Source organism: Mesorhizobium opportunistum WSM2075 (assembly GCF_000176035.2).
GTDB classification, from domain to species: Bacteria; Pseudomonadota; Alphaproteobacteria; order Rhizobiales; family Rhizobiaceae; genus Mesorhizobium; species Mesorhizobium opportunistum.
On record NC_015675.1, the window covers coordinates 5507310 to 5521359 of the forward strand.

General features: G+C 63.4%; 15 protein-coding genes. 10 read left to right on the forward strand and 5 right to left on the reverse strand.

Annotated features, from left to right (window positions below; all coding sequences use genetic code 11):
• Nucleotides 1–6 precede the first annotated feature (6 nt).
• The 7 genes from MESOP_RS26665 (at nt 7) to MESOP_RS26695 (ending at nt 7352) form a co-directional block, all read left to right on the forward strand.
• Nucleotides 7–777, forward strand: a complete 771-nt coding sequence (locus MESOP_RS26665) for a glutamine amidotransferase (RefSeq protein ID WP_013896450.1) — start codon at nt 7–9, stop codon at nt 775–777.
• Nucleotides 778–790: 13 nt separating this feature from the next.
• Nucleotides 791–1702: a ribokinase gene (locus MESOP_RS26670; RefSeq protein WP_013896451.1), complete on the forward strand. Its 912-nt coding sequence runs from the start codon at nt 791–793 to the stop codon at nt 1700–1702.
• On the forward strand, nt 1699–2547 hold the full coding sequence (locus MESOP_RS26675) for a BtpA/SgcQ family protein (RefSeq protein ID WP_013896452.1): 849 nt from the start codon (nt 1699–1701) through the stop codon (nt 2545–2547). Before MESOP_RS26670 ends, MESOP_RS26675 begins: the two co-directional genes overlap by 4 nt.
• Nucleotides 2544–3800, forward strand: coding sequence for a Zn-dependent hydrolase (locus tag MESOP_RS26680; RefSeq protein WP_013896453.1), 1257 nt, complete (start codon nt 2544–2546; stop codon nt 3798–3800). Before MESOP_RS26675 ends, MESOP_RS26680 begins: the two co-directional genes overlap by 4 nt.
• Before the next feature lie 142 nt (nt 3801–3942).
• On the forward strand, nt 3943–6096 hold the full coding sequence (locus tag MESOP_RS26685; RefSeq protein ID WP_013896454.1) for a transglycosylase domain-containing protein: 2154 nt from the start codon (nt 3943–3945) through the stop codon (nt 6094–6096).
• Nucleotides 6097–6205: 109 nt separating this feature from the next.
• Nucleotides 6206–6790, forward strand: a complete 585-nt coding sequence (locus tag MESOP_RS26690) for a DUF1214 domain-containing protein (protein ID WP_013896455.1) — start codon at nt 6206–6208, stop codon at nt 6788–6790.
• Nucleotides 6783–7352 carry a DUF1254 domain-containing protein gene (locus MESOP_RS26695; protein ID WP_013896456.1) on the forward strand — a complete coding sequence of 190 codons (570 nt, stop codon included), beginning with the start codon at nt 6783–6785 and terminating at the stop codon, nt 7350–7352. The genes MESOP_RS26690 and MESOP_RS26695 overlap by 8 nt, the downstream gene beginning before the upstream one ends.
• Nucleotides 7353–7382: 30 nt before the next feature.
• Here the strand turns inward: MESOP_RS26695 and MESOP_RS34100 are convergent, their stop codons facing one another.
• The gene (locus MESOP_RS34100; protein ID WP_013896457.1) at nt 7383–7571 is read right to left on the reverse strand and encodes a hypothetical protein; all 189 of its coding nucleotides are present in this window, start codon (nt 7569–7571) and stop codon (nt 7383–7385) included.
• 208 nt (nt 7572–7779) lie between these two features.
• Between MESOP_RS34100 and MESOP_RS26700 the strand changes: the two genes are divergently transcribed.
• A complete protein-coding gene (locus MESOP_RS26700) occupies nt 7780–8826 on the forward strand; it encodes a hypothetical protein (protein ID WP_013896458.1) in 1047 nt (348 codons plus the stop codon).
• Here the strand turns inward: MESOP_RS26700 and MESOP_RS26705 are convergent.
• The 3 genes from MESOP_RS26705 to MESOP_RS26715 form a co-directional block, all read right to left on the reverse strand.
• Entirely contained in the window at nt 8804–9151 is a 348-nt protein-coding gene (locus MESOP_RS26705; protein ID WP_013896459.1) for a DUF1491 family protein, read from the reverse strand. The genes MESOP_RS26700 and MESOP_RS26705 overlap by 23 nt on opposite strands.
• A 68-nt stretch (nt 9152–9219) precedes the next feature.
• Complete coding sequence (locus tag MESOP_RS26710; RefSeq protein ID WP_013896460.1) at nt 9220–10056, reverse strand: peptidoglycan-binding domain-containing protein; 837 nt, start codon at nt 10054–10056, stop codon at nt 9220–9222.
• On the reverse strand, nt 10031–11779 hold the full coding sequence (locus MESOP_RS26715; RefSeq protein WP_041165025.1) for an ATP-binding protein: 1749 nt from the start codon (nt 11777–11779) through the stop codon (nt 10031–10033). The genes MESOP_RS26710 and MESOP_RS26715 overlap by 26 nt, the downstream gene beginning before the upstream one ends.
• A 533-nt stretch (nt 11780–12312) precedes the next feature.
• On the opposite strand from MESOP_RS26715, the gene MESOP_RS26720 reads away from it, so the two are divergent.
• Both MESOP_RS26720 and MESOP_RS26725 read left to right on the forward strand, forming a co-directional pair.
• Entirely contained in the window at nt 12313–12663 is a 351-nt protein-coding gene (locus tag MESOP_RS26720; RefSeq protein WP_013896462.1) for a DUF5330 domain-containing protein, read from the forward strand.
• 184 nt (nt 12664–12847) lie between these two features.
• Nucleotides 12848–13276: a SufE family protein gene (locus tag MESOP_RS26725; RefSeq protein WP_013896463.1), complete on the forward strand. Its 429-nt coding sequence runs from the start codon at nt 12848–12850 to the stop codon at nt 13274–13276.
• Nucleotides 13277–13375: 99 nt separating this feature from the next.
• Here MESOP_RS26725 and MESOP_RS26730 read toward each other — a convergent pair whose 3' ends face one another.
• Nucleotides 13376–13801, reverse strand: coding sequence for a Ros/MucR family transcriptional regulator (locus tag MESOP_RS26730; protein ID WP_013896464.1), 426 nt, complete (start codon nt 13799–13801; stop codon nt 13376–13378).
• Nucleotides 13802–14050 lie beyond the last annotated feature (249 nt).

The window sequence follows — 14050 nt, forward strand, 5'->3', positions numbered from 1 at the left end:
GTATACATGTCCAGGAAGAAAGTTCTTCTCGCAGGCGAGTCCTGGGTCTCGACCGCGACTCATATCAAGGGCTTCGACCAGTTTCCGACCGTGACCTATCACACCGGCGCCGATGAACTACTGGCCGCACTGAAGGACGGTCCGTTCGACGTCACCTTCATGCCGGCGCATGAGGCGCAGCGGAATTTCCCGCAAACCATGGACGCGCTTTCGGCCTATGACGCGGTCGTGCTTTCCGATCTCGGCGCCAACACGCTGTTGCTTCACCCCGACACCTGGATCCATTCCAAGCCGACGCCGAACCGGCTGCGCCTGCTGCGCGAGTATGTCGGCAATGGCGGCGGCCTGCTGATGTTCGGCGGCTATTACAGCTTCCAGGGCATCAACGGCGGCGCGCGCTATCACAAGACGCCGGTCGAGGACGTCCTGCCGGTCACGTGCCTGCCCATCGACGACCGTGTCGAGGTTCCGGAGGGCTATGCGCCGGCCGTCGTCGGCCCGCAGGACCATCCAATTCTCAAGGGCTTGGGCAAGGATTGGCCGATCCTGCTCGGCTTCAATGAGGTCACGGTCAAGGACGGTGCGGAGGTTCTGGCCACCGTATCTTCCGACTACCGTTCGCTGCCGCTGCTGGTAACCGGCAAATATGGCAAGGGCCGGACCGTCGCCTGGACCTCGGACGTCGGCCCGCACTGGCTGCCTCCGGGCTTCATCGCCTGGGGCGGCTACAAGACCCTGTTCGAACAGATGCTGGGCTGGGCAACGGCCAAGGACTAGCAAGGGATTAGCCATGCGCGTCCATGTCGTCGGCAATGTCTGCGTCGATACGACGTTTCGACTGGACCGGTTCCCGCGGCCGGGCGAGACGCTGAACGCATCGGAACACGCCGACGGACTTGGCGGCAAGGGCGCGAACCAGGCGGTAGCCGCCGCGCGCACCGGAGCCGACGTCCGGTTCTGGACGGCGATCGGCAATGATGCCGCCGGGGCTTGGATAAGGGAACAATTGCGCCGCGACCTCGACACCAGCCATCTGACGATGCTGCCCAAGGAGAGCGACCGTTCGACGATCATAGTCGATGCGCGGGGCGAGAACCTCATCGTCACCGGTGCCAGTTGCGCCACTGCCTTCGATCCCCTGGCAGAGAGTGGATTCGCGGCCTCGATCGAACGCGGCGACATCGTCGTGATGCAGGGCAATCTCCATCCGGATGCAACGACAGCCTGCCTGCGGACGGCGCATGAAGCGGGCGCCGTGACCATCTTCAATCCAAGCCCGCTTGCAACTGGTGCGACGCCGCATTTGAGCGATATCAGCCTCGCCATCGCCAATGCGGGCGAAGCGGCGCAACTGACCGGAAAAGGCGATCCTGACGCGGCAGCCCGCGAGCTGATCCGTCGAGGCGCAGGCACCGCTATCGTGACGCTTGGCGCGCTTGGCTGCCTCGTCGCCGATGGTGAAGGACGGATCGAGCGGATCATGGCGCCCAAGGTGGCTGTGACGGACACCAGCGGCGCGGGTGACGTGTTTTGCGGTTGCCTCGCCGGCTGCCTTGCCGCCGGCATGGATCTCGCTGCAGCGGCCAGGATTGCGGTTCGCGCTGCGGCCATCTCGGTCGGACGCGCCGGAACGCTCGGCTCCTGCCCCGACAGGCAGGAGATGAAAACGCTCATGGAAACGACGGAAGCGGAAACCGCATGACAAAATCCCCTAAATCCATCGGCTCCAAGCAGGGCGAGAACGACGCGCTGCGATCGATCTTCGGCAGAAGCAAGGTGGTGATCGGCGTCGTTCATCTCGCACCCCTGCCGGGCGCGCCGCGCTATGATGGCGAGGCGGTCGAGGCCATCTATCAACGCGGCCTCGACGATGCCAAAGCCTATCTCGATGGCGGTTGCGACGGCGTGATCGTCGAGAACCACGGCGACGTGCCATTCGCCAAGCCAGATGACATCGGCCCCGAAACCTCCGCCTACATGTCCGTCGTCGCCGACCGTATCCGCCGCGAGCTTGGCCGGCCGGTCGGCATCAACGTGCTCGCCAATGCCGCCATTCCCGCGCTGTCGATCGCCAGTGCCTCCGGTTCTTCCTTCGTGCGCGTCAATCAATGGGCCAACGCCTATGTCGCCAATGAGGGCTTTATCGAAGGCGAAGCGGCGCGCGCCATGCGCTTCCGTGCCAGGCTTCGGGCCAACGGCATCCGCATCTTCGCCGACGCGCATGTCAAGCATGGCGCCCATGCGATCGTCGGCGACCGGCCGGTCGAGGAACAGGTCAAGGACCTGGTGTTCTTCGACGCCGATGCGGTCATCGCCACTGGACAGCGCACCGGTCATGCCGCCGACCTCGGCTACATCAGGATGATCAAGGACGCGGCCGGATTGCCGACCCTTGTCGGCAGCGGGGTGACGCCCGACAATGCCAACGACATCCTCGACATCGTCGACGGCGTCATTGTCGCGAGTTCCCTGAAGCATGACGGGGTCTGGTGGAACCAGGTCGACCCGCAACGGGTGATCGCCTTCATCCGTGGCCTCAAGCGATGAGGCTTGCGCCGCAGATCGACGGCGAAAGACTGCTGCGACGGCTCGACGCGTTTGCCCGGATCGGCGCGACGCCGGCCGGGGGCGTCAACCGGCAGGCGTTCAGCGTCGAGGATCGAGGCGCCCGGCGCCTGCTGGCTGAACTGGCGCTGGAGCGCGGATTCACCGTTTTCCAGGACGGGATCGCGAACCTCTTCATCCGTCGCGAGGGCGCGGACGCAGCACTGCCGCCGCTCCTGATCGGCAGCCATCTCGACAGCCAGCCAACGGGCGGCCGCTTCGATGGGGCGCTCGGGACGCTTTCCGCCTTCGAGGTTCTCGAAGCCCTTGAGGACGTGAAGGCTGAGAGCCGTATGCCGATCGAGGTCGTCGCCTGGGCCAATGAAGAGGGCAGCCGCTTCGCCCCGGGCGTGATGGGCTCCATGGCGTTCACCGGCGCCGACGCCGCCGCATGGAAATCGATCGTCGGCAGCGACGGTGCCTCCCTCGCAAAGGAGCTCGACGCGACGATCGCAGCCTTGCCGGAGGCTGCCCTGCGTCCGATCGGCATGCCGCTATCAGGTTACATCGAGCTGCATATCGAACAGGGGCCTTCCCTGGAAAAGGAGCAGTTGCCTATCGGTGTCGTGACAGCCGTCCAGGGCACGCGCTGGCTGGAGGTTTCCATCGAGGGCACCGCCGGTCACGCCGGCACCACGGGCCTTGCCTACCGCAGGGATCCGATGGTCGCCGCGATTGCCGCCATACACAGGCTGCAGACGACAATCATGCCGCTCGACAGCAGCGCGCGGCTGACCGTAGGCCGGATCGCCGCGCAACCAGGATCGATCAACGCCATACCGCAGTCGGTGACCTTCACCGTCGACCTCAGGCATCCGCGGCCTGAGCGGCTTGATGCCATCGAGGCCGAGGCGCGCCAGGCCTGCACGGCCGAGGCGGAGGCACAGGGCTGCATGGCAACGATCAAACGATCCTTCGACATGCCCGGCGCTGCTTTCTCCGCCGATATGATCAAGATCGTCGAAGACGCCGTTAGGTCGCTTGGGCTGTCGCACAAGCAGATGATATCGGGCGCCTTCCATGACGCACTGTTCATCGCCCGCGTGGCGCCTGCCGCGATGATCTTCGTGCCGTGCCGCGACGGGCTCAGCCACAATGAGGCGGAATATGTGGAGCCCGCGGACGCGATCACTGGAACGCGGGTCCTGTTGCAAGCCGCCATCGCCGCGGCTTCGTCGCTTGAATTACGGCGATAATCATTTCCAACAAACCTTGCGGCTGTGTCCTCCCCGCCCTTGTGAGCGCCGGCAAAATGGATGAATAGTCAGGACAGGCTGCGGCCCTGAAATTGCCTGCTTGCGGTTTTCAGGTCGCGTCACAGCCGAGCCGGGTTTTTGAATGGTCGATCCTGAGCCACGCAAGAGAAGAGGTCCGCTCGCCGCCCGGCTGCTGGCGCTGGACGCCTGGCTCGATTCCTCGCTCTACGAGATCGGCTTCAAGGCGCGCCAGTTCTGGGAAGCCGCGACGATCTTCTCGCGGCGTTTTCGGCTCAAGGGCTGGCGCCGCGGCATCGTCGAACTCTTGAGCGAAGGCTTTACGCTCGGTGCCGGGGGCATCGTCGTCATGCTGGCGCTGGCCATTCCGGCCTTCCAGGACACCTCGGGCGACTGGCGGGCGCAGGGCGACTTCGCCGTCACCTTCCTCGACCGTTACGGCAACGAGATCGGCCAGCGCGGCATCATCCAGCGCGATTCCGTGCCGGTCGACGAGATGCCCGATCATGTCATCAAGGCGGTGCTCGCCACGGAGGATCGCCGCTTTTTCGACCATTACGGCATCGACGTGCTCGGCCTTTCCAGGGCCATCTTCGAGAATGTGCGGGCGAATTCGGTCGTCCAGGGCGGCTCCAGCATCACCCAGCAGCTGGCCAAGAACCTGTTCCTGACCAATGAGCGGACCTTCGAGCGCAAGATCAAGGAAGCCTTCCTGTCGCTGTGGCTCGAGGCCAACCTGTCGAAGAAGGAAATCCTGCAGCTCTATCTCGACCGCGCCTATATGGGCGGCGGCACGTTCGGCATCGAGGCGGCGGCGGATTTCTATTTCGGCAAGAGCGTCAAGGACCTGAACCTTGCCGAAGCCGCCATGCTGGCCGGCCTGTTCAAGGCGCCGACCAAATATGCGCCGCACATCAACCTGCCGGCGGCGCGTGCGCGCGCCAATGTGGTGCTGTCCAACCTCGTCGATTCCGGCTTCATGACCGAGGGCCAGGTGCTGCAGGCCAGGCTGCATCCCGCCGACGTCGTCGATCGCGGCGAACAGAAGAGCCCGGATTACTACCTCGACTGGGCCTTCGACGAGGTCAAGAAGATCGCCAAGCCTGGCCAGCATTCGCTGGTTGCCCACACCACCTTCGACGCCAACATCCAGAAGGCGGCGGAGGAGTCCGTCGAGTTCCACCTGCGCCAGTTCGGCAAGGAGTACAACGTCACCGAGGGTGCCGTGGTGGTCATCGAGACCAACGGCGCGGTGCGGGCGATCGTCGGCGGCCGCGACTACGGCGCCAGCCAGTTCAACCGCGCCACCAAGGCGCTGCGCCAAACCGGCTCGTCGTTCAAGCCCTATGTCTACGCCACGGCGATGGAACACGGTTTTACGCCGAACTCGATCATCTCGGGCGGGCCGATCAGCTGGGGCAACTGGTCGCCGCACAATTACAGCGGCGAGTCGGCTGGCAACATCACGTTGCTGATGGCGATGGCGAAGTCGATCAACACGGTGCCGGTTCGACTGGCCAAGGACCATCTCGGCATCGCTCCCATCAAGGCGATGGCGGAAGCGTTTGGCGTGGAATCGCCGCTCGAGGGACACAAGACGATGGTGCTCGGCACCTCGGGCATGACCGTGATGGACCAGGCGACCGGCTACAGCGTGTTTGCCCAGAACGGCTTCGTCGGCTCCAGGCATGGCATCACGCAGCTCGTCACCCGTACTGGCGACGTGGTGTATGACTGGACCAAGGACGCGCCGCCGCCGCACCGGGTGCTCTCCGAGCAGGCGTTGAAATCCATGAACACCATGCTGACGGCCGTACCGGTGATAGGCACGGCGCGGCGCGCACAGATCCCCAACATCGTCGTCGCCGGCAAGACCGGCACGACGCAATCCTACCGCGACGCCTGGTTTGTCGGCTTCACCGGCAACTACACGGCGGCCGTGTGGCTGGGCAACGATGACTTCACCCCCACCAAGAATATGACCGGCGGCTCGCTGCCGGCGATGGTTTGGCAGCGGCTGATGGTTTACGCGCACCAGAACATCGACTTGAAGCCGATCCCCGGCATCGACAAGCCGTTCGTCGACGAGGAGATCGCGGCCAAGGCCGCGGAAGCGCAGAAGAAGAGCGAGGATCAGGCGGCAGCCGAAGCAGCCGCCGAACGCCCGCCGGTGCTGTCCAGCCGAACCACGCAGACGCTGAGGGACATGACCCAACTGTTCCAGACGGCCCCCAGGCTCGACGCCTCCACCACGCCCGAAACGCTTTCGGCATTGTGACACCGTCCGGCGCGAACCGGGCCTACAGGCAAATCCATCTCGCCGGCTTGCCACAAGGCCCCGCGCCGCGATATCCCCGAGCGGCAATCCTCTGTGAACCCGGCCCTTCATGCTCAAAAATGCCTTCCTGATGCTGCTTTCGCTTGCCATAGCCATTGGCGGCGGCGGCGCCAGCGTCTGGTATGCGCTGAAGATCCAGGACGGTGTCGGCGCGATCAGGATCGGCCAATGGACCGCTTTTCCCGACATCGGCACGCCGGCCGCGGACCCCTATTCCAAGGCGCGCGTGGCACGCGAGGGTGTGCTAGCGCTCGGCCGCGCGGAAGGCTTGTCCTTCGTCGCGGAAAATGATGCTGCCGGCGACCAGCTCAAGCGGCAATGCACCTACACGATAGAGGGAGGGTTCCCGACCGCCCGCTTCTGGACGCTTTATGCCGCCGATCAATCGCTCGGCGTCGTCGAAACCGGCAAACCGCGACTTGCGGCACTTCAGTCCTACGAGGTGGTTCGCCAGCCCGACAATTCGGTGATCATTTCCGCCGGCCATCACCCAATGCCCGGCAACTGGCTTCTGACCGACGGTTCTGGGCGGATGTATTTCGTCCTCACTTTCTACGACACGCCGATCGCCAGCAGTACCGGCCTGTCCGACGTCTCGCTGCCCAGGATCGTGAAGGTGGGCTGCGATGCGTAGCGTTTATGCCGCGATGCGCAGGCTCTTTTACGCTGTCCTGCTCGGCCTCGTCGGCGCCGGCATCGTGCACATCGTCGTCTTGCTTCTGGTGCCGGAATTCTCGGAACGTGACGCCTGGTCGCGTCTTTCCATGGCCTCGGATCTCTACAGGATGAACCGGCTCGATGCCGAGGCCGGCGGCGCGCCGGTGGTGAAATCGGTCGACCCGCTGTTTTATGCCACGGCCTGCCGTTTCGACCTTGACGAGGGAATTGTCCGGATCAGGGCGCCGGGAAACGTGCCCTTCTGGTCGGTGTCGGTCTATGACCGCAGCGGCCACAACATCTATTCCTTCAACGATCATACCGCGACAGGCGGCAAACTGGATGCCGTGGTGCTGACGCCGGCGCAAATGATCGACGTGCGCAAGGACCTTCCCGAGGATATGCAGGGAGCGATCTTCGTCGAGGCGCCGATCAACGAGGGCATTTTCGTCATCCGCAGCTTCGTGCCGGACGACAGCTGGAAGCCCATCGTGTCGCGCTTTCTCGATCAGAGTTCCTGTGAGCTGCAGGACTTCTAGCGCCGCCTAGATCCGTTTAAGCACCGCGCTTCAATGGTGCGGAACAGGCTTCGTCCGCGATGATCCCGGCGTGTCCGGATCTACAGGCCGCACCTCGCCGGCCTGGGGCCGCTCGTAGCGGATGCCGGGAAAGATGATCACCGCCGCCGGTATTTCGGTGGTTTGCTTTACTCGATTGGTCGGTGCCGTTCGCGGCACGAAAGACAGTACCATGCCCATGATTCGCGCATTCCTCTCGGTTTCCCCGGAGCACAACGCAACGCCTCCAAATGTTATTAAGGCCGGCAGAGGGTTAACGGAGCGCTAACGGATCATCACTAACTTGATCTTTGTTCCGAGGTCAGCACGTTCTGACCGAGGCAATCGCGAAACCGGCACAGCCTGGTGAGCGCGGCAAAGTGTGTATCGAGTATCGGGCGTATCCTTCGTGTCATCTTCGGACTTCAGGCAAATCGCTGTTCGAACGGAATCGGGAAGGGCCGAAAGGCTGTTCCGCGCCGCGGTGTCGGCATTCTGCTCGCTGACCCGCCCTTCACGCCGCGAGATCGGCCAGCTCGAGGACCTGACGCTGCCGCTGTTCGACGATGTGTCCCTTGAATCGCGACGCTACGTGGCAGCCGCCCTTTCCGAATGCGAATATGCGCCCGCCGCGCTGGTGCGCCGCCTGTGCGAGGAACCGGTCGACGTCGCCGCGCCGCTGCTCATCCGCTCGCGCGCGGTCAGTGACATCGACCTCATCGCGCTGATCGGCCGGCATGGGCTGCCGCACGCACGCGCCATCGCGCGGCGCAAGGATCTGAACCCGACCATCGCCGACCTGATCAGGGCGCTTGAAAGACCCACCCTGGTGCGCGTGCGCGATCCAGAGGCGCAAGCTCCAACGGCGCCGACGGCGCCGATCGCGGCCGCCGTCACCGCGGACGTGGCGCAAGACAGTGCGGCAGGACAACGGGCCTCCGGCATTGCCGCCGAGAATGCACGGCGCAGGCTGCGCTCCATGATGGGCACCGGCGACGAGGCCCTGGCGGCACAGGTCGATGCGTTCCCTGGCTCGGATACCTATGTCAAACTGCGCGAGACGGCGCTGACGGGAAACGCCGCGTTCTTCCAGACCGCGCTTGCGGATGCCCTCGACATCGATTTTTCGACCGCGCGATCGCTGACCGCCAACCAGAATTACGCGCCGCTGCTTGCGGCACTGCGCTCGCTCGATTTCAGCGAGGACCGGGCATTCCTGATCACGGTCGCCGTCTATCCCGGCCTGTTCCCGCATCCGCAGGCGATCCGCACCTACCTCGACCGCTACCGGCTGCTGCATCGCGACGTGGCGCTGGAGAGGGTGCGGGGCTGGAAGGCCGAAACGCTGCATAAAGCGGTTCGCGAGGCCGCGCCTGCAAACGGCGACAGCCGCACGGCATCGAACAGCGACAATGCCGTAACGCCCTCCGGCCTCAGGGCATCTTCACGGAAATAAGCTCCTCGACGGAGATGGCGCCGGCCTCGATTTCGACCACCCAAATGTCGGGATCGAACTTCTTTTCCCTTTCGAGGCGCGCGTCGAGCACGGCGGCATCGTCGCCGGCGGCAAGCAGGGTGAAGAAGCGGTCGTCGGGTCTGGCCGAATCGTAGCTGGTCTGCGGCGCCGGTCCATAGAGGGCCATTTCACCCATCCTGTCCCGCGCCAGCACGAAAACGGCACCTGCCTCGGTCGCGCCGCGCTTGATCACGGCGGCAAATCCACCGGCGCTGAAAATCCGGCGCAATAGGGCCGAAACCCAGAGATCCGATGTGACGCGCATGAAAACTCCGCAAAGCGTGCGGGCTATGTATCGCTGTTTCCGCGGCTCGGCGAGCCGTCATTCTGCCATTAGTTGGTCAGGCCGATCTCGCGCATCTTGACGTAGACGATCTCATCGGGTTCGCCGGTCTGAGGCAGCCCGAACAGCGACTGGAATTCCTTGATCGCCGCCTTGGTACGGGCGCCTACGACCCCATCCAGTTGCATGTCGTCATTGCCGAACGCCTTCAGTCCGGCCTGGATCTTGACGATGCGAGGATCAGGCCCCTGCAACGCTGCATTCGTCTCCACGTCATTCTGTCCGGAATCTGCCTGCCCAGAACTTGTCTGCCCAGAACCTGTCTGCCCAGAACCTGTCTGCAAAGACACCGGAACGGCGGCCGGCGTGTCCGGACGCGGCTGCGGTTTCGGCACGGCGGCGGTCTTCGGCGTCGCGCCCAGTTGATCCAGCAGCATCGCGTCGATCTCGCCGGAGGCATTGAGCCCGACCTTCTGCTGGTAGGCTTCTATGGCCTTGCGCGTATTGGGGCCGGAAATGCCGTCGACCGTGCCGGAATAGAAGTCGAGGTCCTTCAATATGCCCTGCACCTGCTCGACCACCGGATCGCCCTTGATCGGGGCGGGCGCCGCGTTCGGCCGCACGATGTTGATCGTGGTCTCGGGCTCGTCGGTGGCCGTATGTGGAAATCCCTGGAAGCTGCGGGTGGCGAAAAACGCCCCGGCATGCGGGAAAGGCTGATACCACAGCGCATTCGCCGAGACATAGAACAGCGTCACCAGGAATGCCGTCGATCCGCCCACCAGGACAGGATTGCGCGAAATCATGCCGCCGACAGCAATGGCGCCGTCCTGAAAGGCATTGCTGCGGCGTTTGACCGCCTTAGGCTGTCTTGCGGAGCGAGCCATCCCTGTCCCCTTTCGCCCTCATCACCGGCATCGTCAGCACTCCGGTCTGATTGACTGGGCGCCCCTTCGGCCCGTTGACCGGCAGGCTGATGGTCACCGTGGTGCCCTCGCCCGGCATGCTTTCGATCGACATCGTGCCTTCGTGCAGCGCCACCAGGCCCTTCACCAGGGAAAGGCCAAGACCGGTGCCCTCGAAACGGCGGGTGTAGTCGTTCTGGATCTGCATGAAGGGCTTGCCGAGATTGGCGAAATCCTCCTCGGCGATGCCGATGCCGGTGTCCCTGACCCAGAAATGGAGACGCGAGCCGATCCGCTTGGCGCCGACGACGACATCGCCACCATCAGGCGTGAACTTGACCGCATTGGAAACGAGGTTGATGAGGATCTGCTGCACGGCCCGGCGATCGGCGTTGATGTCGCCGGCGTCCGGCGCGATCTGCGTCTGCAGGTCGATGTTCTTGGCTTGCGCCTGCAGCCGCATCATCGACTGGCACATTTCCACGGCTTCCATGAACCGGAACGGCTCCGGTTCCGTTGCGTAGGCGCCCGATTCGATCCTCGATACGTCGAGTATGGATGTCACGACGGCCAGCAGATGTTGGCCGGAATCGCGCACCAGGCCGACATATTCCTTCTGGCGCGGGTCCTTGAAGGCGCCGAACATCTCGTGCAGCAGCATGTCCGAGAAGCCGATGATGGCATTCAACGGCGTGCGCAGTTCATGGCTCACCACCGCCAGGAACCGGCCCTTGGCCACTTCGGCGGCGGCCGCCGCCTCATTGGCCTGCGCCAGTTCTTCGCGCAGCCGGGCGGTCTCGTCATTCTCGCGCAGGACAAGCGTGAAGACATCGCCCTGCTCCTCACCGCGCACCAGTTCGAGCGCGAACGGCCGATAATTGTCAGCCATCAGGCGATTGTCACCTTGGCCATTCCCGTTCTGCGGCAGCCTGATGCGCAGTTCGAGGCGGCGCGACAGGGCGCCATCGCGCATGTCGGCCAAGGCGCTGAGATAGGCGACACGGTCGGACAGATGGACGCGATCGAAGAAACCGGTCCCCGAAAGCAGCTCCGGCGGCAATTTCAAAAGCGTGCGTGCCCTGGCCGAGGCGTCCAGGACTTCGCCATGGCGAGCGACACGCAGGACCACCGCATCGATGATGTCTTCCAGCCGATCCCCGGTATCGACTCTATCGGCCGCACCGGCGGTATCGCGAAACGCCGCTACGCGCGGCACGACCGTGAGTGCCCAGGCCAGCGGCACCAGCCAATGCCAGGCGGCGATCTGCGCGCCCGCGAATGGAAGGAAGGCCGCGGACAGCGGCTGAAGGGCAATGGCGACGACGGCCGAGGCAGCCCCCCAAAGTGCAGCACGCCGCGAGGCGCCGATCCACCAGGCTTCAAACGGCAGCGCCACGACAAGCATGGCGACAGGAGAACTCAAGCCGCCGGCGGCACTGATAAGGCCACCAAGCGCAACAGCCGCCATCGCCAGTGCGATCCGTGCCGCCACGGCCATCTTGCCTGTCGCCGCCGCCAGCAGGGCGATGAACCAGCACAGACCGAAGGCCGCGAAGATGGCGGCCATGGTCACCGCGGCGCCCATGCCTGACGTCACGAGCGTGACCGCGGCACCGGCGGCAAAGAATGGCGCCGCCAGCATGACGCCGATGAAGCGGCGCTGGCGCTCGCGGTCGCCCTGACCGAGAATGGAGGGATGGACCATACGTTCGCAACCGGCGGCAATCGCGCCAGGCAATTCAGCGTATCTGGCCTTGATCGGCATCAACTCAACGCACTCGCACTCGTCGTGAACAGCTCTGCTTCCGCAGATTGTTTTGATTGGCTCTGAAACTCTCATCCAGCGTTTAAGGAATGGATAAGGGCAGGCCCGACCAAAGCCCGGCCTGTGTCAAATATCGGGATGCTTGCCCTCGAAAACCCGGGCAAATGCCGCCATAGTAAATGGAGGGTTATCCGGGAACGCCCGCCCACAGTGGACCAGTGGTGGGCACGAAAACGCTCGAGTTCTAGAAAAGCGCAATGGAAACAGCCAGATAAATGGTTATTGGTCGGTAACGAAAATCGTCCCGATATGAGACAAATCCATCGCAAAACGCTTCGTTTCGAATTTGTCTAAAATTTGAGGAAAATTGTCGGCTGACCCGCAAGCCGTCCTTCGTGCCTGTGTGCCAACATCCTGCCATAAAAGAGGTCATGCCATGTGATGCATGATCCGGTCACGACGAGAGGCAAGGCATGTTCTTCCTGATAAGAATGGCTTTCTGGTTTTCACTGGTGCTGCTGGCGCTGCCCCTGACTGCCGGTTCCGACGAACCCGGGCAGGAAAGCGTCGGGCCGGTCCAGGCCTTGTTCGCGGCGCGCGACGCAGTCGGTGACATTGCCGGCATTTGCGAGCGCAAGCCCGATGTCTGCGAAACCGGCAAGTCCGCCATGCACACCATCACGGCACGCGCCAAGGAGACCGCCAAGATCGCGGCGGCGATGCTGGACGACAAGTCCGCTGGCCCCGACACTTCGACAATGACCGGCAGCGTGGCCGAGAACGTCGTGCTGCCCGAGACAGTCAACCTGCCGGTAAAGAATTAAGCCGTCTCGACGGCGCACCGCGGGCCTTCTGCCCTCTCGACGCCCGCGGTGTCCTTGTTTTTTCCGTGACGCGACGCCGCTGGGGTTTTTTCCGTGACGCTGCGCCGCTGGGGTTTTTTCCGTGACGCGGCGCCGCTGGGGTTTTTTCCGTGACGCGGCGCCGCCGGGTCACTATATCCGGGTCATGACGGCCTCGATCCAGACGATCCGCGACGACTTCTCCTTCCTTGACGAATGGGAGGACCGCTATCGCTATGTCATCGAACTCGGCGAAGCATTGCCTCCATTTCCTGATGAGGAACGCAACGCCGCCAACAAGGTGCCCGGCTGCGTCAGCCAGGTTTGGCTGACCACCGAACGGGGACCGGGCCCCGATCCGGTCATTGCGTTCAGGGGCGATTCCGATGCCCATATCGTGCGCGGACTGGTCGCGATCGTGCTGGCGCTGTTTTCGGGACGGACCGCCAGTGAAATCCAGAAAACCGATGCCGAAGCGACGCTGAAGGCGCTCGGCCTGGACGAACACCTGTCGCCCCAGCGCGCCAATGGCCTCCGCTCGATGGTCAAGCGCATCAAGCGCGATGCCGAGATGGCGCTCGAACAGACCGCCTAAGTCCCCTGTCCGTCTAGATCACCTGCCCGTCTATCAAGCCGCAAAATCAAACGGCGCCCGAAAGCGCCGTTGATGTCGGTTAAGCCTGACGAGGAGCGACTACCGCGCCTTGCGCTTGCGGCCGAGGCCCATCTTCTTGGCGAGCTGTGAACGAGCCGCCGCGTAGTTCGGGGCAACCATCGGATAGCTCGGGTCGAGGTTCCACTTTTCGCGATACTGCTCCGGCGTCAGATCATAGTGGGTCATCAGGTGACGCTTGAGCGACTTGAACTTCTTGCCGTCCTCGAGACAGACGATGTAGTCGTCATGGACGGAGCGCTTCGGGTTTACAGCCGGCTTCTGCTTGTCGGCAGGGGGCTGCTCGGCGGTTCCGCCCACACGCCCGAGGGCAGCGTGGACATCGGATATCAGGTTCGGCAGTTCGCCAACCGGCACCGGATTGTTGCTGACATAGGCAGCCACCACATCGGCGGTGAGCTCGATCAGCGCTTCATTGTTTCGGGAAGGTGATTCGACAATATCCATGGTCTTCAGGCCCCAACAAGAGTGACGTCGATTGTGCCCATTTTTGCAGGCAGGGCATTGCACGAATTTTGTGCAGGTAGAGCTTCTGCGATTCGTGTCGCGGGCACATCAATGCGGCCATGGATCAAGTAAGTCAATTCACTCACTGCATTATATCTACGAATGTTGATCAACTATTCGTCGTTCAGCTTCAATCTTTCGTGCATCATGTAATTTTTCGATATTTTTTCGGCCAAACGGGCAAAGGCT